Origin of the sequence: Roseinatronobacter ekhonensis, from assembly GCF_900499075.1 — a bacterium.
GTDB lineage: Bacteria > Pseudomonadota > Alphaproteobacteria > Rhodobacterales > Rhodobacteraceae > Roseinatronobacter > Roseinatronobacter ekhonensis.
The window spans coordinates 44,923-64,031 of record NZ_UIHC01000014.1; the positions used below are offsets into that span (position 1 = coordinate 44,923).

Here is a 19,109-nt window from a genome sequence, read left to right on the forward strand (position 1 = left end):
CTCGCCTTCGGCGACTCCCCCGGAGTATTTGGAGCAAGATGAAGCATGAGCATGCAGGGATGCCGGATCAGGGTGCGGGGACAGGTTCAGGGCGTGGGGTTCCGCCCGTTTGTCTGGACGCTGGCACGGCGCATTGGCATCCGCGGGCGGGTTTTGAACGATGCGGAAGGGGTCTTGATAGAGGCCGCTGGCGCCGGGCTGGACAGCTTCGCCGCCGCGCTGCGCGACGAGGCACCGCCCTTGGCGCGGGTCGATAGTGTCGAGGTCGCAGCGGCTGAATTCGAAGACCTGCCCGAAGGTTTCGAGATTGTCGCAAGCGCAGCCGGGGCGGCACGCACACGCGTGACACCCGATGCGGCGACCTGTGCGGCCTGTCTGGCGGAAATTATGGGGGACGGGCGGCGGGCAGGGTATGCGTTCACAAATTGCACCCATTGCGGACCGCGCTTTTCGATCTTGCGCGCTCTGCCCTATGACCGGGCGCAAACAAGCATGGCCGGGTTTGCGATGTGCACCGATTGCGCAACGGAATATGCCGACCCTGCCGACCGTCGCTTTCATGCCCAGCCAATCGCATGCCCCGCCTGCGGACCCCGCCTTTGGCTGGAACGGGCGGGCATAGAGCAGCCGGGTGACGGGATCGCACTGGCGGCAGAGGCTTTGCGCGGCGGGCAAATCGTGGCCGTCATGGGCTTGGGTGGCGTGCATCTGGCCTGTGATGCGCAGAATGACGCGGCAGTGACACTGTTGCGCAACCGCAAGCGGCGCCCCATGAAGCCCTTCGCGCTGATGGGCGATATGGACATGATCTGCACCGCCTGCGCCGTTTCGCCCAAAGAGGCCGCGCGCCTGTCGGACCCTGCCGCACCCATCCTGCTTTTGGCGCAAAAGGGCGTTTCTGTCGCCCCGTCGGTCGCGCCGGGGCAGACAAACTTGGGCTGGATGTTGCCCTACACGCCATTGCACCACCTGCTGCTGGCGCGGTTCGGCGGACCGCTGGTCATGACATCCGGCAACCTGTCGGGCGAGCCACAGGTCACAACGCTCGCAGAGGCCCGCGAAAAGCTGGCCGGGTTTGCCGATGCGTTTTTGCTGCATGACCGGCCCATCGCGCGGCGGCTGGACGATTCGGTCGAGCGCATCACGCCATATGGTCCCATGGTGCTGCGCCATGCGCGCGGGCGCGCACCCGGCACCACGCGCTTGCCACCGGGGTTCGAGGATGCACCTGAAATGCTGGCCATGGGCGGCCAGATGAAGGGGGCCTTGTGCCTGACACGCGGCGGCGAGGCACTTTTATCGCATCATCTGGGCGATCTGGACGATGCGCTGACATGGGACGAATACAGGCGCGCCATGGCCGATTATGCTGCGCTATTCGACCACTCCCCCGCCGGTGTTGCGGTGGATCTGCACCAAGGGTTTCGTGCCACGCAAGCCGGCCAAGCTCTGGGCCTGCCAGTGGTCGAAGTTCAGCACCATCATGCACATCTGGCCGCCTGCATCGGCGAGCATGGCTGGCCGAAGGATGGCGGCGCGGTCGCAGGGATCGTGCTGGACGGGTTGGGCCTGGGACCAGACGGCACGATCTGGGGCGGCGAAGTGTTGCTGGGCGATTATCATGGGTTCGACCGGATTGCATGGCTCGCGCCCGCCCCTTTGGCTGGTGGCGATCTGGCACAAGCACAGCCATGGCGCAACGCGCTGGTGCGTCTGGACATGGCGGGCTTGGGGGGACTTGCCGACAGGGTGTTCCCAGACGCCCCCCGCGCGGCGCTGCGTCAAGCCGTAGCAGCGCAGGTCAATGCCCCGCTGTCCAGTTCCGCAGGTCGGCTGTTTGATGCCGTGGCGGCCCTTCTGGGCCTTTGCCCAATGCGCCAGACGCATGAAGCAGAGGCCGCAATGGCGCTGGAAGCGCAGGCGCAGGCATATGGCGTGGCCTCGCCCTATGTCTTGCCTGCCGCATCCGGCGCGATCCCGACCGATGCCCTGTTTCGCGCCATTGCAGCCGATCTAGAGACGGGACAGCCGACTACGCGCATCGCAGCGCGCTTCCATGCGACCATTGCAGAGATGTTCTGCAGTCAGGCGCGCGCCTTGGTCGACACAGGACAGGCGGCTGCGGTTGCCCTGACTGGAGGATGCTTTCAGAACGAAGTCTTGTTGTCGGCTTGTATGGCCCGGCTTGACGGCTATCGGGTGTTGCATTATCAAACCCTGCCAGCCAATGACGGAAGCCTTGCTTTCGGGCAGGCGCTGGTCGCCCTTGCGCAAGGGCTGCCTAAATAATCGTGCCTTCCGGCAGGAAACGCTGGGTCAGAACCGTCTCTTGCATGCGCATTAGCCGCTGGGCATTTTTCATGTGCTCTGCCAGAATCTGACGCGCCGCAGCGGCATCGCCCGCGCGCAGGGCGGATACCAGGCGTGACTGGTAATCCAACCCCGACGACCAGAGTTCTTGATTGGGCTGCGCATAGAGTTTGCGCGACACGGTGATATCCGCCAGCATATTGGCGGTGAAGCGGATCAGGAACCTTAGCAGCGGATTTTCCGACATCTCGGCCAGAAGCGCATGAAACCTTAGCGAAGAGATATGCTGCTCGCGTTCTTCCTGCGCGGACCGCGCGGGGGCCGCATAGCAGGTCATCACCTCTTCCAGCGCATGAAGTTGCGCCTCGGACAGCTTGCCGGCAAGCGAGGCGGCGAGCTCCGGCTCCAGCACGGTGCGGATCTGGTAGACATCGTCTATCGTCAGATGCTGGAAGTAGAAATAATTCCCCAGAAGCGCTGTGGCCCGTTCCTCGGACACCTGATGCACGAACACCCCACCCCCCGGTCCGGTGCGCGATTTCACCAATCCTTGCGCTTCAAGAATGCGGATGGCCTCGCGGATGGTGCCCTTGGCCATGCCGAAACGGTCGATCAGGTCTTGCTCTGACGGCAACCTGTCGCCCGGCACCCAGCCATTCGCCATGACCCATGACTTGATCGCCTCTGCCACCTGCTGCGGGCGGGACAGGCGTTCAGGGATCGCGCGGATGATGGCAGGCGGCAAACTGGTCTCCTTCAATGGCGCGCAGGTCGGGCACGATGCGGCGGCACAGATCGGTTGCGCGCGGGCAGCGCCCGGCAAAGGCGCATCCCGCAGGCGGGTTCAGCGGGTCGGGCAATTCGCCCGATTGCGCCCCGCCAAGCGCGCGCGCCACCACGGGTGCGGAATCCGCAAGTAGCTTGGTATAGGGATGGCGCGGCGCTGCAAAGACCTTTTCGGCGGGTCCGGTTTCCACCACCGACCCGAAATACAGCACCGCGATGCGGTCGCTTACGGCCTCTACCACGGCCAGATCATGGCTGATGAACAGATAGGTCAGGTCCAGCCGCTGTTTCAGATCGGCCAGCAGGTTCAGCACCTGTGCCTGCACCGACACATCCAGCGCCGAGACGGGCTCATCAAGGATCAGGATACGCGGGCTGGCGGCAAGCGCACGCGCGATCCCGATACGCTGCGCCTGCCCGCCGGAAAACTCATGCGGGTAGCGGGTCAGGAATTCGGGGCGCAGATTGACGGCATCGAACAGCTCCATGACCCGGTCGTCCAACGCCTGTCCCGTCAGCCCGTGCAGCAGGCGCAGCGGCGCTTCCATGATCTGCCGGATCGTCTTGCGCGGGTTCAGGCTGGAAACAGGGTCTTGGAACACATACTGAATGAGCCGCCCAAAGGCCGCCGGGTCGGCGCGGTCCAGCGCCCGCCCCTCTATTTCTATCGTGCCGGATGTGGGCGGGGTCAGGCCGACCAGCATACGCGCCAAGGTGGATTTGCCGCAACCGGATTCGCCGACAATGCCCAAGGTCTCTGTCTGCCGCACCTGCAAGGATACGGGGTGCACTGCGTGAACCTGAGCACGCGGCGGGCCAAACAGCCGTTTGCCCATATCGAACGTCTTGGCAAGGTCTGTCGTTTTCAGGGCCAAGGTCATAGCGCCACCTCTGGAAACAGGCAGCGCACCTTGCGCGTGTCGCCTGTCAGATCAATCTCTCCGGTCTTGCAGCTTGGCTGGGCCTTGTCGCAGCGCGGCGCAAAGGCGCAGCCCTCGGGCAAATTGTCGACCGCGGGGGGCAAGCCCGGAATCGCCGCAAGCGCGCGCTGGCCGCCACCCAGTTCCGGCACGCAGGCGATCAGCCGCTTGGTGTAGGGATGTGCGGGCGCTGTCAGAACATCGCCGGTTGGCCCCGCCTCGACAATTCGGCCACCATACATGACCGCCACCCGGTCACAAAGCTGGCCGACAACACCAAAGTCATGGGTGATGAACAGGATCGCCAGACCACGGTCGCGCCGCAGGTCCGACAAAAGCGCAAGTATCTGCGCCTGCACCGTCACATCCAGTGCGGTGGTCGGTTCGTCCGCGATGATGATGTCGGGATCATTGGCCAGCGCCATCGCAATGCCCACACGTTGGCGCATACCGCCCGACAGTTCATGCGGATAGGCCCTTGCGCGCGCACCCGCATTGGGGATGCGCACGTCTTCCAGCAGCTTGACCGCGCGCCGATGCGCTTGGGCATGGCTAACCGGGTCATGGACGCGGATCGCCTCTATCAATTGGTCGCCGATGCGGTACAGCGGGTGCAGGGTCGAAAGCGGGTCTTGAAAGATATACGCCACCTTACGGCCCCTGAGCGTGCGCAGCAGTTCATACGGCGCGCCGATCAGGTCTTGCCCTTGCAGATGCACGGCGCCGCCAGTAATCACGCCGGGGGGCGAGGCCACAAGCCCCATGACCGACAGCGCCGTGACCGATTTGCCCGACCCGCTTTCGCCAACCAGCCCCAGACATTCGCCGGGATTCAACGCCAGAGACACCTTGTTGACAGCCTTGTACACGCGCGTGCCGACATGGAACTGTGTTTCCAGATCATCAATCTGCAACAGCCCGTCCTCAGGCTTGGGCATCGGTGCGCCTGCACGCTCCACCCGGGTGGTTGCCATGGGCCGCGCCAGCGCACCCGAGCGCAAGCGCGGGTCCAGCGCATCGCGTATCCCGTCCCCCAGCAGGTTGACCGACATCACGATCAGCAGGATCATCACGCCCGGCACCACCGAGGTGTGCGGCGCCGTGATCAGCGCCGAGCGGGCCTCGCCCAGCATGGACCCTAGATCGGCCTGCGGTGGCTGGCTGCCAAGGCCCAGAAAGGACAGCCCGGCGGTTTCCAGTATCATCCAGCCAATGGTGGTCGACATGGCGATTACCACGACCGGCACGATATTTGGCACCACCTCGCTGAGCAGAATGCGCGTGTGCCCCATGCCCGCCAGTTTCGCGGCGTCTATGAATTCGCGATGGGCTATGCCCACTGTCACGCCCCGAATATTGCGCGCGAAGAAGGGAATGTTCACCACCGCGACCGCGATCAGCGCGTTCAACAGGCCCGGCCCCAGCACGGCCACAATGGCCAAGGCCAGCAAGATGTAGGGAAAGGCCATCAGCATATCGACGCCGCGCATGGTCACGTTGTCTGTGCGCCCGCCGAAATACCCCGCAACCACGCCGATCGCGGCCCCCACAAGTCCGGCCACCAATGCGGCGGCAAAGCCGACCGCCAGCGACAGCCGTGTGCCCCACATCAGCCGCGACAGCAGATCACGACCCAGATGGTCGGTGCCCAGCAAATGCCCGCCTTGCAGAGGCCGCAGAAACCGGTCGGCTGTGTTGGTTTCATTCGGCGGCTGCAAGGGCAGGATCGGGGTCAGCACCGCCAGCACCACGATCACGCCCAGCACCACAGCGCCAAAGCCTGCCAACTTGTTACGAAACAAAAGGCGCAGGAACAGGGTCATGTGCGGATCCTCGGGTCCAGCAGGCTTTGCGCCACGTCGACCACGATATTGAACCCGACGTAGCAGGCCGCGACAAAAACAACGCCCCCCTGCACCAGCAGGATGTCGCGCTTCAGGATGCCGTCGACCAGCATCCGGCCCACGCCGGGCCATTGAAACACCATTTCGATATAGACCGCGCCCGACAGCACGAACCCGGCTTGGATACCCAGCACCGGGATGATGCTGACCATCGCGGCGCGCAGTGCATGGCCCCAGATCACGCGGCGCTCATGCACGCCCTTGGCGCGCGCGGTGCGGACGAAATCCTGCCGCAGCACTTCCAGCATCGCGCCGCGCGACAGCCGCGCGATCACGCCCGTGGCCACGACCGACAGCGCCAGCGCGGGCATGGTCAGATGGCGGATCAGGTCGGGCAGATCGCCGCCGCCCCAGATGGAATACATGCCCGATACGGGAAACCATTGCAGTTTCACGGCGAATAGCAGGATCATCATCATGCCAAGGAAAAACGAGGGCACCGAAATACCCAGGATCACCACGAAGGTGATGGCCTTATCCGCAAGCCCGTATTGCCGTGCGGCAGACACCACACCGGCCAGAATACCCAGCAGCGAACACAGCACAAATGCGGTGCCCGCAAGCACAAGCGTCGCCGAGAACCGGTCAAGGATTTCATCCAGCACAGGCCGGTTCAGCGCGAAAGAACGCCCGAAATCGCCCTGCACAAGATTGCCAAGCCAAATGAAATACTGCCGCCACAAGGGCTCGTCCAAGCCCAGATGGCGGTTTAGGCGCTCGACATTTTCAGGCGTCGCATAGCTGCCCAGGATCGCCGTGGCCGGATCACCAGGGATCATGGCCATAATCAGGAACACGATCACCGTAATTCCCAGCAAGACCGGAATGGCCGATAAAAGCCGTTTCAGGATATAGCCGCCCATCCGCGCATCCCCTGCTGTTTCATCCTTGCCTAAATATCCTCAGGGGGTGAATTGGCCAAAGGCCAAGAGGGGGCGCGAGCGCCCCCTGCCCCGGCTCAATTTTTGACCACGTCTTTCAGCAGCAGAAAGAAAGACGGTTCCAACTGGAAATTGTCGACCGCGTCCGATGTGACCGCGTTCTGCTTCCAGTTCGCGACGAACACCCATGGCGCGTCTTCTTGCACAATGGCCTGCATTTCGCGGTACAACCGCGCACGTTCGGCCTGATCGGTTTCCACACGGGCGGCTTCCAGCAAGGCATCCACTTCGGGGTTGGAATAATAGCCCGAATTGAACCCGCCCGCGTCGGGCCAGGCATCGGTGCGCAGCGCAAGGAAGGGCAGCGTGTCGGGGTCGTTGGTCATCCACGCCATTTGCGCCATGTCGGCCTTGCCTTCCAGACCGGGGTTTACCTCGCCCAGAAATGTGTTCCACTCATAGGTCTCGATCTCGACATCCAGCCCCACGGCAGCCAGATCGGCCTGAATGGCGGTGCCCATCGGGATCGGGTCCAGCATGCCAGAGCCACCTTCGGTGACGTAGAAGGTCAGACTGGCTCTTTCTGCGCCGGCCTCTGCCAACAATTCACGCGCGCGGTCGGGGTTGTAGGGGTAGGGTTCCAGCGCCTCGTTATAGGCCCATGCAAAGGCGGGCGGGGTCGGGCCCGCGGCAATGGTGGCCGTGCCTTCCAGCACGTCATCCACCAGCGCTTCCTTGTTGATCGCATAGTTCGCGGCCTGCCGCACGCGTTTGTCTGCGAACGGCCCTTCCTTGGCGTTCAGGATCAGAAACCAGACATGCGGGCCTGCCTGTTCATGTACGGTATGCGCATCGCTCTGGAACTGCGAAATTGCCACGGGCGGCACTTCGACCATCAAGTCAATGCCACCGGCCAGCATTTCGGCCACGCGGGTGTTGGCGTCGGTGATCGGGCGGAAAATGACAGCTTCGGTGCTGGCGACACCGTCCCAGTAATCTTCGTTGCGGGTCACGACCACCCGCTCGTTAGAGCGCCATTCGGCAAACTGGAACGGGCCGGTGCCCGACGGGTTGCGGCCGAAATCGCTGCCATGTTCCATCACCGCATCGGGCGACACGATCAGCCCGGTCGGATAGGCAAGATTCGACAGGAACGGTGCATAAGGCTCGTTCAGGGTGAATTGCACGGTCGAGGCATCCAACGCGTCGACCGACTGGATTGCGCTGAAAAAGAACGACAGCGGGAACGGGCCAGTGTCGTAATAGGGATGGTCCTCATTCAGCATGCGTTCGAAATTCCACACCACGTCCTCGGCATCGAATGTGCTGCCATCATGAAAGCTGACACCGTCGCGCAGGTTGAACGTGTAGACTGTTCCATCCTCGGAAATCTCCCAGGATTCGGCCAAGGCGGGCTCCACTTCCAGCGTGCCGGAGGCATAGCGCACAAGACCGTCATAGATATTCATCAGAATGCGGAAATCATTGACGGCGGTCACAGCATGCGGGTCCAGCGCCTGCGGTTCGGCGATCTGACCGACAACCAGCACACCGGGCGGGGTCTGGGCACTGGCAGGCGCAACAAGCGCCGAACTGGCCAACAATGCGGCTGTCAAAACCCCGAAGCCGCGACGGGTCAGTGAAGAAAAGGCCATATCCGGCACTCCCTGTTGTGAAGTTTATTTTCAGCCTAATTATCATGATAATTTGCATCGGTCAAAATTTTCATGATAAATTGGTGGCAACACGGGAAACAACCACATGACTTTTTCGATTCTTGCGCAAGATTTGAGCACCGGGGCATTTGGCGGCGCGGCGGCGACGGGGTCGCTCTGTGTCGGGGGATGGGTGTTGCGCGGCGATTCGCGCGGTGGCATGTCGGCCTCGCAGGGCGCGTCACCGTCAATCCTGTGGGGCGAGGATGCGCTTGACCGCATGCGCGACGGCCATACCGCCAATGACACGCTTTCCGCGCTGGTGGCGCGGGATCGCGGGCACGATTGGCGGCAATTGGCGGTGCTAGACCGCAAAGGGGGCACCGCCTGTCACACCGGCGCGCAGAATACAGACTGGAAAGGGGCCTTGGTCGCTCCGGGATTGGTCGTGTCGGGAAATCTGCTTGACGGCCCCCATGTGTTGGTGGCGTTGCGCGACACATTCCTTGCCAGCCAGGGCGCATTGCCAGAACGGCTGTTGGCGGCGCTGGCAGCCGCCGATGCCGCAGGCGGCGACACCCGTGGCCTGCAATCGGCGGCACTGCTGGTCGTGTCGAACGACACCCCCCCACTGACCCTGCGCATCGACTGGGCCGAAGCGCCGATCCGGGCGCTTCAGGATTTGTATGACCGCAGCCAGACAGGCGACTATGCTGAATGGCTGCCGACGGTGCCCACCCGAAACGACCCGGAGCGCGGGCATGGATGAAACCGATTGGGGAACACAAGCGCAACACTGGCTGGACAGGCTTGCGCAATGCTCTGAACCCGGCCCCGGCGTGACCCGCCTGCCCTTTACCCCCGAACACAAGGCGGCCACCGATATCCTGACAGAGCTGATGCACGCGGCCGGGCTGGCCGTGTCGATGGATGCGGCAGGCACGTTGATCGGACGGCGGGATGGACCACGCGCGGCGCCGGTTTTGCTGATGGGCTCGCATCAGGACTCGGTGCGCGAGGGCGGTGCCTATGATGGGATAATGGGGGTTGTGCTGCCGGTTCTGGCCTTGATGAAATTGCAACAGGACGGGATCACGCTGCCCTACAGCATAGAGATTTTGGCCTTCGCCGATGAAGAAGGCGTGCGCTTCCCGACAGCCCTGATGGGACCGCGTGTTCTGGCAGGCACGTTCGACATGGCTGCGCTGGACCTGTGCGACCGCGATGGCATCTCGCTGCGGCGCGCAATGGAAGGCTTCGGCCTTCGCCCGGATACACTACCCGCCCTGAAGCGCGATCCGGCAGGCATATTGGGCTGGATCGAACCCCATCTGGAGCAAGGGCCAGTGCTGGAACATGCTGGCCAACCTGTCGGTGTTGTCTCGGCCATTTGCGGGATCGAGCGCCACAGGATCGCGTTTACCGGCACAGCAGCCCATGCCGGAACTGTGCCGATGGCGCTGCGCCGCGACGCATTGGCTGGCGCGTCTGAACTGATCGGCAGGGTTGAGCGCCTGGCCCAAGACACTGACGCGCTTTTGGCGAATATCGGCACGTTGCAGGTCCGGCCCGGCGCGGTCAATTCGGTGCCCGGCCACGTCGAGATGACGCTGGAATTGCGCTCGGCCATAAACAAGCAGCGCGCGCAGGCCGGCGCTGACCTGGCGGATGCTGCCCAGAACATAGCTACCCGCAGAGGTCTGAAACTCGACACTACGCGCACATATGCGCAACCGGCAACCCTTTGCGACGGAGCGATCATCAACCACCTGTCCCAAGCGGCGGCTGGGCTGGGTTTTGACGCGCCGACCCTTCCGTCCGGGGCCACGCATGACACATCTGCCATGGCGGATCTCTGCCCTGTCGGGATGCTGTTTACCCGCTGCAAGTCCGGTATCAGCCATAACCCCGAAGAGCATGTCGATGCAGTAGCGATGTCAGCAGCGATCGAGGTTCTGTGCCGCATGATGCAAACGCTTCCCGCCAAGTAGGCGGTTCGGGTGGCTGCGCACTCTAAAGGCCGGAACGCGCCTGTTGATCCGCTGAGATTGCTTTATCCAATTCGCAAAGTCATACGCATGACCCTTGTGAACACTGGCAGGACGCGCCGGAAAAACACGTGACCACCGATGTGGTGACCGAGCGGTGCACCTGCAAATGCAGGCGCAACCCTTGACATTATTTTTGTTGAAACAGGTTCTTACCCAAACACATACGAAATCGGCCAAGCTGCTGGGCGATACATGCTTGAAACCAGCGACGATGTCGCTTTTGATACACTGATGGCGCAAACTGACCGCGCACCTGCAAAACAAGCGCAACCGGTCGACCAAAAAACGGCGAAATACACTAGGGAGACGACGATGACAAAAGACAGCAGCAACGGCCTGCACCAAGGGGTACGCGGATACGCGCGCGAGTGCAAAGATGGCAAACTAAGTCGCCGCGAGTTTTTGACCCGCGCCACAGCCTTGGGTGTTGCGGCACCCGCCGCCTATGGCCTGCTGGGGCTTGCTGCACCACAGGCAACGGCTCAGACTGCCCAGATGGGCGGCAGCATGCGCATCCAGATGGCGATCAAGGCGCAACGCGACCCACGAACATGGGACTGGTCGGAACTGTCCAATGTCTGCCGCGGCTGGCTGGAATATCTGGTCAGCTATGAACGCGACGGCACCGTGCAGCCCGTGTTGCTGGAAAGCTGGGAGGCCAATGCCGATGCGACTGCCTATACCCTGAAAATCCGCCCCGGCGTCACATGGAACAACGGCGACCCGTTCACGGCCTCGGATGTGGCGCATAACATCGAACGCTGGTGCGATGCCTCGGTCGAGGGTAACTCGATGGCCGGACGGATGAGCGCGCTGTCCGAAGATGGCAAGCTGCGCGACGGCGCCGTGGAGGTGGTCGACGATCTTACTGTCCAACTGAACCTGTCCAGACCGGATATCGCGATTATCGTCAACATGACCGATTATCCGGCCGCCGTGGTGCACCCGTCATTCACCGGCGATGATCCGATTGCCGAACCGATCGGGACAGGCCCCTACCGCCCGGTCAGCTACGACACAGGCATTGGTGCCGTGATAGAGCGCAACCCCGATCACACCTGGTGGAACGAGGGAAATGGTGCCTATCTGGACCGTGTCGAATTTATAGACCTGGGCACCGACCCGGCGGCCTGGATCGCTGCGGCAGAAGGCGGCGAAATCGACCTGACTTATCAGACGACCGGCGATTTCATCGATATTTTCGAAGCTATCGGCATGCCGTCCTCGCAAGCGATCACCGCGAATACACTGGCTGTGCGCTTCAACCAAGAAAGCGCGCCCTATGACAATGTGAATGTGCGCCGCGCCTTGCAGATGGCCGTCAACAACGCGCTAGTGCTTGAATTGGGCTACAATGAGTTGGGCGTCGTCGCGGAAAACCATCATGTCTGCCCGATCCATCCCGAATACGCGGAACTGCCTGCGCCGACCGTCGACCCCGCGCGCGCTGCAGAGATGATCGCTGAGGCCGGCCTTGCCGATCATGAGTTCGAGTTGATCTCGATCGATGATACATGGCAAGCTGCCTCCTGTGACAGTGTCGCCGCCCAGATCCGCGGGGCGGGCATCAATATCAAACGGACAATCCTGCCGGGAGCAACCTTCTGGAACGACTGGCTGAATTATCCGTTCTCATCTACCGAATGGGCGCACCGGCCACTCGGCGTGCAGGTGTTGGACCTGGCCTATCGCAGTGGCGTGGCTTGGAATGAAAGTGCGTTTTCAGATTCCGAATTTGACACATTGCTGGACCAAGCCAGCGGTATCACGAATGCCGACGAACGCCGCGACGTGATGAAGCGCCTGCAAGAGATCATGCAGGAAGAAGGGGTTGCGATCATACCTTTCTGGCGGTCCATCTATCGCAACTTGCGTCCGAACATTTTGAACGCGGAAATGCACCCGTCGTTCGAAATACGCTACCAGCATTACGCGCTGTCCTGATCTGTTCGGGCGCGGCACGCAACGCCGCGCCGCGCCCGGCCCGGATCGCTTGATGCCATCGCGCCAGATGGTGCCCTAGCAGACAGGAGGCAGGATGCTGTTCTTCCTTGCCCGCCGTATCGGTGTGATGCTGGTCACAGCCTTTTGCCTGACCTTTGTCGTTTTTTACCTCACCAATATTCCCGCCAAGCTGGAAACACTGGCCAAAACCCAAGCCGGCTCGCGCATATCCGATGCAGAGGTGGCCAGTTGGCTGGACCGCAATGGCTACAACCAGCCGATGCTGGTGCGCTACGGCGAATGGCTGGGCGTGGCACGCGGCTGGACTCATGCCGCCGATGACGGCGCGCAATCCGGGCGCTGTTACATCCTGAGCGGGACGACAGAGCCCGGCGCTGCACCGGCAAGATGCGGCCTGATCCAAGGCTACTGGGGCAATTCCACCCGCTTTCGGGCGCCTGTATCAGAGGTGATCGGCGCAAGGCTGGGGGCGACCGGCATGCTTATGTTATGGGTGCTGATCGTGATGGTGCCGATGGCATTGGTGGTGGGCGTTCTGGCCGGGATGCGCGAAGGCTCGCGCACCGACCGCACGCTTTCGACCTTCGCCATCGCTTCAACCGCAACACCCGAATATGTGTCCGGCGTGGTGTTCATCGCGCTTCTGGCGTCCTCCACGGTGGGGCTGTCGCCGCTGCTGGTAAGTTGGGGCTGGATAGAGGGGCCGGTGCTGTTTCAGGGCAACGCGCGCTCGGCGCTCGACAACATTACCTTCTGGAATTTCGCGCTGCCGGTGATGACCGTCGCACTTTACGGTATGGGCTATGTCGCACGGATCACCCGCGCGTCGATGACCGAAGTCATGACGCAGCAATATGTCCGCACGGCGCGCCTCAAGGGCGTCAGCTTTCCCAATATCGTGTTGCGCCACGCGTTGCGCAACGCGCTGATCGCGCCCTTCACGGTGATCATGCTGCAAATCCCGTGGCTCTTGAACGGAGTGGTCATTGTCGAGGTGTTGTTCAGCTATCCCGGGTTCGGCTGGACCCTGTTCGAAGCTGCGGCCAACAACGATATCGAATTGCTGCTCGCCGCCTCGGTGGTCGCTGTTCTGGTGGTGCTCATCACGCAGCTTATCTCGGATATTGGCTATGTGTATCTCAACCCACGCATCCGCGTAACGTAAGGGAGGCGTGGGAAGATGGACCCGTTAAGCTGGCTCGATATTCTTGGCCGCCTGTTTGTGCAACTGCTGCCCGTCTGGGTGGCGCTGGTGGCATTGTTCGCCGTTTCGATCACGTTCAAGCGCCGTCTGGGACTGTACGGCAAATTGTTCGATTCCACCGTCGGCATGATCGGTTTTGCACTGGTCATGTTCTGGGTCTTTGCGGCGCTATTCGCCAATATGATCCTGACCCATGACCCGCTGGCGCAGTTTTCGGGCATGCGCAATGCAGCGCCCGGCCTGCCACTGCGCGACCCGGCGGGAGGCTATGACTATTTCCTGCTGGGCGGCGACGCGCTGGCGCGGGACGTGTTTTCACGCATGGTGGTCGGCGCGCGTGAGGTGTTGCGCATCGCGCCCTTCGCCGCGATGATCTCTTTCATGATCGGCATCAGCCTTGGCCTGCCAGCGGGCTATATCGGCGGCAAGCTGGATACGGGGCTGACCTTCATCGCCAATCTGGTGCTGGCCTTTCCGGTGATCCTGCTGTTCTTCCTGCTGGTCGCACCCGAAATTCAGGACACACCCATCCCCCGCGCGATGGCCGGTATCCTGTTCCTTATGCCGGTCCTGTTCTTCACGGTTTTGCTGAACGCGCGGTTCTTCACCCAGCCCCCCAAACGCAACCTCTATGTCGGCGCGGTGCTGGTGATTGGGCTTTGGGCCTATTCGGGGCTCGCCTTCAACGCAGACCCTCTGGGCATCTGGGGCATGTCGCCGAACCTGCTGAACGTGTTCGTGGCCGTGGTCTTCGTCAATGCGCCCACGGTGTTCCGTATCGTGCGTGGCATCACGCTCGACATCAAAACCCGCGACTATGTCTCTGCCGCCCAGACGCGCGGAGAGGGGCCGTGGTATATCATGCTGTGGGAAATCCTGCCCAATGCGCGCGGGCCGCTTATCGTCGATTTCTGCCTGCGCATCGGCTATACGACCATCCTTTTGGGCACACTGGGGTTCTTCGGCCTTGGCGTTGCCCCCGAAAGCCCCGATTGGGGGTCGACCATCAATCAGGGCCGCCGCTTGCTGACGGTCTATCCGCACGCAGCGCTTGCCCCCGCATTCGCGCTTATGTCACTGGTTCTGGGGCTGAACCTGCTGGCCGACGGGCTGCGCGAAGAAAGCCTCAAAGACTGATGTTTCATCTTTCCACAAATACTCCACGGGGGCGCGGGGGTGTGAAACCCCCGCGACTGCCCCTCCAAAAGGAGCGCGACGGATGACCGATTGGGACATGTCCAAACCCATCCTCGAAATCGAGACCCTTTCCATCTCGTTCTTCACACGCGCGGGCGAAATCCCGGCGGTGATGGACTTCTCCTGCTCTATCATGCCGGGCGAGGCGATGGGGCTTGTCGGCGAATCCGGCTGTGGCAAATCCACGGTCGCCTTGGGCGTCATGCAGGATCTGGGTGTGAACGGGCGCATTGTGGGCGGGTCGATCCGTTTCAAGGGCCGTGATCTGAACACCATGAGCGCGCAGGAACTGGGCAAGCTGCGCGGCTCTGAAATCGCGATGATCTATCAAGAACCCATGGCCAGCCTGAACCCTGCGATGAAGGTCGGGCGGCAATTGATGGAAGTGCCGATGATCCATCAAAACATGGCCGCAGACGCGGCACGAGCGCGGGCGCGGCAATTGGTGGCCGATGTGCGCCTGCCGGACCCGGACCGCATCCTCAACGCCTATCCGCACCAGTTGTCTGGCGGTCAGCAGCAGCGCATCGTGATCGCCATGGCGCTTATGGCGAATCCCGCGCTTCTTATCCTCGATGAACCCACCACGGCGCTGGACGTGACCGTAGAGGCGGGCATCGTCGATCTGGTCAAGGATCTGGGCCGCAAATACGGAACATCCATGCTGTTCATCAGCCACAATCTGGGGCTGGTGATGGAAACCTGCAACCGGCTTTGTGTCATGTATTCCGGCGAGGCGGTCGAGACCGGCAATATTCGCGACGTGTTCAACCGCATGCGGGATCCTTATACGCAGGCATTGTTTCGCGCCATTCCGCTGCCCAGCGCCAACAAGGGCTCGCGGCCCCTGCGCGCGATCCCCGGTAATTTTCCGCTTCCGCATGAACGCCCGCCCGGCTGCAATTTCGGCCCGCGCTGCGACTATTTCAAGCAAGGGCTATGCGACGTCGGCGACATCAAGATGGATTTGATAGATGGCGACGACCGTCACCAAAGCCGCTGCAATCGCATCCGCGACATCGACTGGACCGCCGTCTGGAGCCCCGACAAACAGGTCGCCGCCTCAGAGATTGGCGACGTCGTGCTGCAAATGGACGATGTTCGAAAATACTACGAAGTTGCGGCCTCCAGCCTGTTTTCAGGCGGCGACCCCAAAGTCGTGAAAGCCAATGAAACCCTCAGTTTCGATGCCCGAGAGGGCGAGACACTGGCCATCGTCGGCGAATCCGGCTGCGGAAAGTCAACCTTCGCCAAGGTGCTGATGGGGCTCGAGACCGCCACCTCTGGCAATATCATGCTGTTTGACGAGAACGTGCAATCCACTCCCATTCAACACCGCAACACCGAAACGGTGTCGCATTTGCAGATGGTGTTCCAAAACCCGTTCGACACGCTCAACCCGTCCATGACCGTGGGCGCGCAGATCATCCGCGCGTTGGAAGTTTTCGGTGTTGGCAAGACAACCGCAGACCGCGAAAACCGGATGCTGGAATTGCTGGACCTTGTGAAGCTGCCCCGCGAATTTGCGACCCGCATGCCGCGCCAGCTATCGGGCGGGCAAAAGCAGCGTGTGGGCATTGCGCGCGCCTTTGCGGGCGATGCCAAGGTGGTTGTGGCCGATGAACCCGTCTCGGCGCTGGATGTGTCGGTGCAGGCGGCGGTCACGGAACTGCTGATGGACATCCAACGCGAAAACGGCACGACGCTCTTGTTCATCAGCCATGATCTGTCCATCGTGCGGTATCTGTCGGACCGCGTGATGGTGATGTATCTGGGCCATGTGGTCGAACTGGGCACCACAGATCAGGTCTTCGCGCCCCCCTACCACCCGTATACAGAGGCGCTGCTGTCTGCGGTTCCGGTGGCCGATACATCGGTCATCAAGAAGCGGATCGTGCTGGAAGGCGATATTCCCTCTGCAATGAACCCGCCGTCTGGATGTCCGTTTCAAACCCGTTGCCCCTGGAAAACAGAGGTGCCGGGCAATCTGTGCGAAACAGAGGTGCCACCCATGCGCGAGCTTGGCGCGGCGCATCAGATCAAGTGCCATCTTGCAGCCGATATGCTGGCAAAGATGGAGCCGGTTTTCACCCTTGCCGCGGATGCGGCGGAATAAATCTACACCACGCGGCTCAAGGTCAAAGCCCCGGCACCCCCGGCGCGGGCCGGTGAGGGATCTCTCGATCTCTAGAGGCGGTGGATCGCCAGAGGTGACAAAACCGTCCACCACCACCCCCTGCGCTGGGCCTGATGAACGCCACGCCACACGACGCGTGAGGTTTCTGGCTGGGCATGACAGACGCTGAATACCCAAGACGACGGGCCGGCCCCGAACCTCAATCAGAATCCCACGTTGTGAGACCCCTTCAGCGCAAGAATGTCGCGTGCCTCATCCGGTGTCGCAACAGATAGCCCAAGGCCCTCTATGAGCTGCCGCGCTTTTCGGACTTGTACGGCGTTTGATGTCGCAAGTTCGCCCTTTCCCGCCCAAATGCTGTCTTCTAGGCCGACCCGCACGTTTCCGCCAAGGGCGACCGCTTGGGTTGCAATGCGCATCTGGTTTGCCCCTGCCCCGAGTACCGACCATCGGTAGTCGTCTCCGAAGAGCCTGTCGGCCGTGCGCTTCATGTGCAATACGTCCTCTGGGTGCGACCCGATCCCACCCAGCAGGCCGAATACCGATTGCACGAAGTAGGGCGCCTTGACGAGCCCGCGATCGGCGAAGTGGGCAAGATTGTAGAGATGCGCGATGTCGTAGCACTCAAATTCGAACCGCGTCCCGTGGCCGTAGCAGGTTTCCAGAACGTACTCGATGTCCTGAAAGGAATTGCGGAAAACGAGGTCGCGCGATCCTTCCAGATGCTGACGTTCCCAATCGAATTTGAACTCGGTGAACCTGCTCAGCATGGGATACAGGCCGAAATTCATCGACCCCATGTTCAGCGATGCGATTTCGGGCCGATACGTTGCGGCCGGAGCCGCGCGCTCACTTACGCTCATGTAGGGGCTGCCGCCGGTGGTGATGTTGATCACTGCGCCCGTGGCCTGTTTGACGCGGCCGAGGATCGGCGCAAAGGCCTCCGGGGTCTGATCGGGTTGGCCGGTCTCCGGATTGCGCGCGTGCAGGTGCAGAATCGCCGCACCGGCCTCAGCCGCTTCGATCGCTGAGCGCGCAATCTCGTCGGCGGTGACTGGCAGATAGGGCGTCATCGACGGCGTATGGATCGCGCCCGTGATTGCACAGGTGATGATGACTTTTCCCGATTGTGACTCGGTCGTGGTCATGTCGTGGGCCTTCCTTGAGCTAGCCGGCGAAACGCGGTTCAGGCAGGCCACGTATGCCGAGGCCTTTGACGGCGAAAAGACTACCAGCGAGGAATTGCGGCTTTTCTTGTTGTTGGAACATGTCGTGAACTGCTGGGTGCTTTACACGCGCCATCGAGGTCACATATATCACGTCGAGATTGTCGCCACCGAACATGACGCTGGTGATGTTTTTCACCGGCATCCCGATACGTCTTTCCACGCTGCCATCGGGGGCATAGCGCACAAGATCGCCGCTTATGAGTTGGGCGTTCCAAAGGTAGCCTTCGGCGTCGACCGTAGAGCCATCCGCGACACCTTCATCTGCCTTGGTGGTTGCAAGAACCCGCTTGTTCGCCAATCCTCCCGTGTCGATGTCGTAATCATAGGCCCAGAACTCTTCCACGAATGTATCGGCGAGGTAGAACGTTTTGTCGTCAGGGCTCCAGCAAGGCCCGTTGGTACACATTATACCGTCCTCGACCTTCGTGACGGAAAGGTCCGGGTCCAGCCGCCAGAGTCCGCAATTCTTGAGCTCTTCAAGATCGTCCATGCCACCTGCGAAGAAGCGGCCACGCCGGTCGACCTTGCCATCGTTGAGCCGCGTGCGCTCGATATCGGCATCGACATGCTTGATGAGTTCCAGATCAATCCGGTCGTCCTTGATATGCATGAAGTAAAATCCGTCGCACATCGCTGCGACGTGACCGCCCCTCTCACGCAGGGCCATGGCACCGATATCCTTGGGAAGATCCCAGCTTTCCACTTTCCCTGACTTTGGGTCCATCCGCCAGACCGCCTTCTTGCCAAAGCGCGGGCCGGTACAGTCGAGCCAATAGAGGCGGCCCTCCTCTACGTCCCAAACCGGACCTTCACCCAGATGATTGTTGCATTCGAGGATGCACTCGATCTCGACCGTCATTGCTATCGTCC

The 19,109-nt window shown here is 61.7% G+C and carries 14 protein-coding genes; 7 read left to right on the forward strand and 7 right to left on the reverse strand.

The window, feature by feature from the left end; translation table 11 throughout:
- Positions 1 to 51 precede the first annotated feature (51 nt).
- Positions 52 to 2,289 (forward strand): carbamoyltransferase HypF, encoded by a 2,238-nt coding sequence (hypF, locus tag ROE7235_RS08850; RefSeq protein ID WP_121094804.1) that lies wholly within the window; start codon positions 52 to 54, stop codon positions 2,287 to 2,289.
- Here the strand turns inward: hypF and ROE7235_RS08855 are convergent.
- From ROE7235_RS08855 to ROE7235_RS08875, 5 genes are all read right to left on the reverse strand, one after another.
- A complete protein-coding gene (locus ROE7235_RS08855) occupies positions 2,282 to 3,055 on the reverse strand; it encodes a FadR/GntR family transcriptional regulator (RefSeq protein ID WP_281272830.1) in 774 nt (257 codons plus the stop codon). The two genes, hypF and ROE7235_RS08855, sit on opposite strands and share 8 nt — an antisense overlap.
- On the reverse strand, positions 3,024 to 3,977 hold the full coding sequence (locus tag ROE7235_RS08860; protein ID WP_121094752.1) for an ABC transporter ATP-binding protein: 954 nt from the start codon (positions 3,975 to 3,977) through the stop codon (positions 3,024 to 3,026). The genes ROE7235_RS08855 and ROE7235_RS08860 overlap by 32 nt, the downstream gene beginning before the upstream one ends.
- A complete protein-coding gene (locus ROE7235_RS08865) occupies positions 3,974 to 5,839 on the reverse strand; it encodes a dipeptide/oligopeptide/nickel ABC transporter permease/ATP-binding protein (RefSeq protein WP_121094754.1) in 1,866 nt (621 codons plus the stop codon). The genes ROE7235_RS08860 and ROE7235_RS08865 overlap by 4 nt, the downstream gene beginning before the upstream one ends.
- Positions 5,836 to 6,783 (reverse strand): ABC transporter permease, encoded by a 948-nt coding sequence (locus ROE7235_RS08870; RefSeq protein WP_121094756.1) that lies wholly within the window; start codon positions 6,781 to 6,783, stop codon positions 5,836 to 5,838. Before ROE7235_RS08870 ends, ROE7235_RS08865 begins: the two co-directional genes overlap by 4 nt.
- Positions 6,784 to 6,878: 95 nt before the next feature.
- Entirely contained in the window at positions 6,879 to 8,456 is a 1,578-nt protein-coding gene (locus tag ROE7235_RS08875; RefSeq protein ID WP_121094758.1) for an ABC transporter substrate-binding protein, read from the reverse strand.
- Positions 8,457 to 8,562: 106 nt separating this feature from the next.
- Here ROE7235_RS08875 and ROE7235_RS08880 point away from each other — a divergent pair, with 106 nt between their 5' ends.
- The 6 genes from ROE7235_RS08880 to ROE7235_RS08905 all read left to right on the forward strand — a co-directional run bounded on the left by ROE7235_RS08880 (position 8,563) and on the right by ROE7235_RS08905 (position 16,989).
- Positions 8,563 to 9,225 carry a DUF1028 domain-containing protein gene (locus ROE7235_RS08880; RefSeq protein ID WP_121094760.1) on the forward strand — a complete coding sequence of 221 codons (663 nt, stop codon included), beginning with the start codon at positions 8,563 to 8,565 and terminating at the stop codon, positions 9,223 to 9,225.
- Positions 9,218 to 10,447 (forward strand): M20 family metallo-hydrolase, encoded by a 1,230-nt coding sequence (locus ROE7235_RS08885; RefSeq protein WP_121094762.1) that lies wholly within the window; start codon positions 9,218 to 9,220, stop codon positions 10,445 to 10,447. Before ROE7235_RS08880 ends, ROE7235_RS08885 begins: the two co-directional genes overlap by 8 nt.
- A gap of 372 nt (positions 10,448 to 10,819) precedes the next feature.
- Complete coding sequence (locus ROE7235_RS08890; protein ID WP_121094808.1) at positions 10,820 to 12,451, forward strand: ABC transporter substrate-binding protein; 1,632 nt, start codon at positions 10,820 to 10,822, stop codon at positions 12,449 to 12,451.
- 94 nt (positions 12,452 to 12,545) lie between these two features.
- The gene (locus tag ROE7235_RS08895; protein ID WP_121094764.1) at positions 12,546 to 13,637 is read left to right on the forward strand and encodes an ABC transporter permease; all 1,092 of its coding nucleotides are present in this window, start codon (positions 12,546 to 12,548) and stop codon (positions 13,635 to 13,637) included.
- Between the two features lie 15 nt (positions 13,638 to 13,652).
- A complete protein-coding gene (locus tag ROE7235_RS08900) occupies positions 13,653 to 14,813 on the forward strand; it encodes an ABC transporter permease (protein ID WP_121094766.1) in 1,161 nt (386 codons plus the stop codon).
- 82 nt (positions 14,814 to 14,895) lie between these two features.
- Positions 14,896 to 16,989 carry a dipeptide ABC transporter ATP-binding protein gene (locus ROE7235_RS08905; RefSeq protein WP_121094768.1) on the forward strand — a complete coding sequence of 698 codons (2,094 nt, stop codon included), beginning with the start codon at positions 14,896 to 14,898 and terminating at the stop codon, positions 16,987 to 16,989.
- A 224-nt stretch (positions 16,990 to 17,213) separates the two neighbouring features.
- On the opposite strand, the gene kce is transcribed toward ROE7235_RS08905, so the two are convergent.
- Both kce and ROE7235_RS08915 read right to left on the reverse strand, forming a co-directional pair.
- On the reverse strand, positions 17,214 to 18,158 hold the full coding sequence (gene kce / locus ROE7235_RS08910) for a 3,5-dioxohexanoate:acetyl-CoA acetone transferase (RefSeq protein ID WP_121094770.1): 945 nt from the start codon (positions 18,156 to 18,158) through the stop codon (positions 17,214 to 17,216).
- Positions 18,159 to 18,177: 19 nt separating this feature from the next.
- A complete protein-coding gene (locus tag ROE7235_RS08915; RefSeq protein ID WP_121094772.1) occupies positions 18,178 to 19,098 on the reverse strand; it encodes an SMP-30/gluconolactonase/LRE family protein in 921 nt (306 codons plus the stop codon).
- Positions 19,099 to 19,109 lie beyond the last annotated feature (11 nt).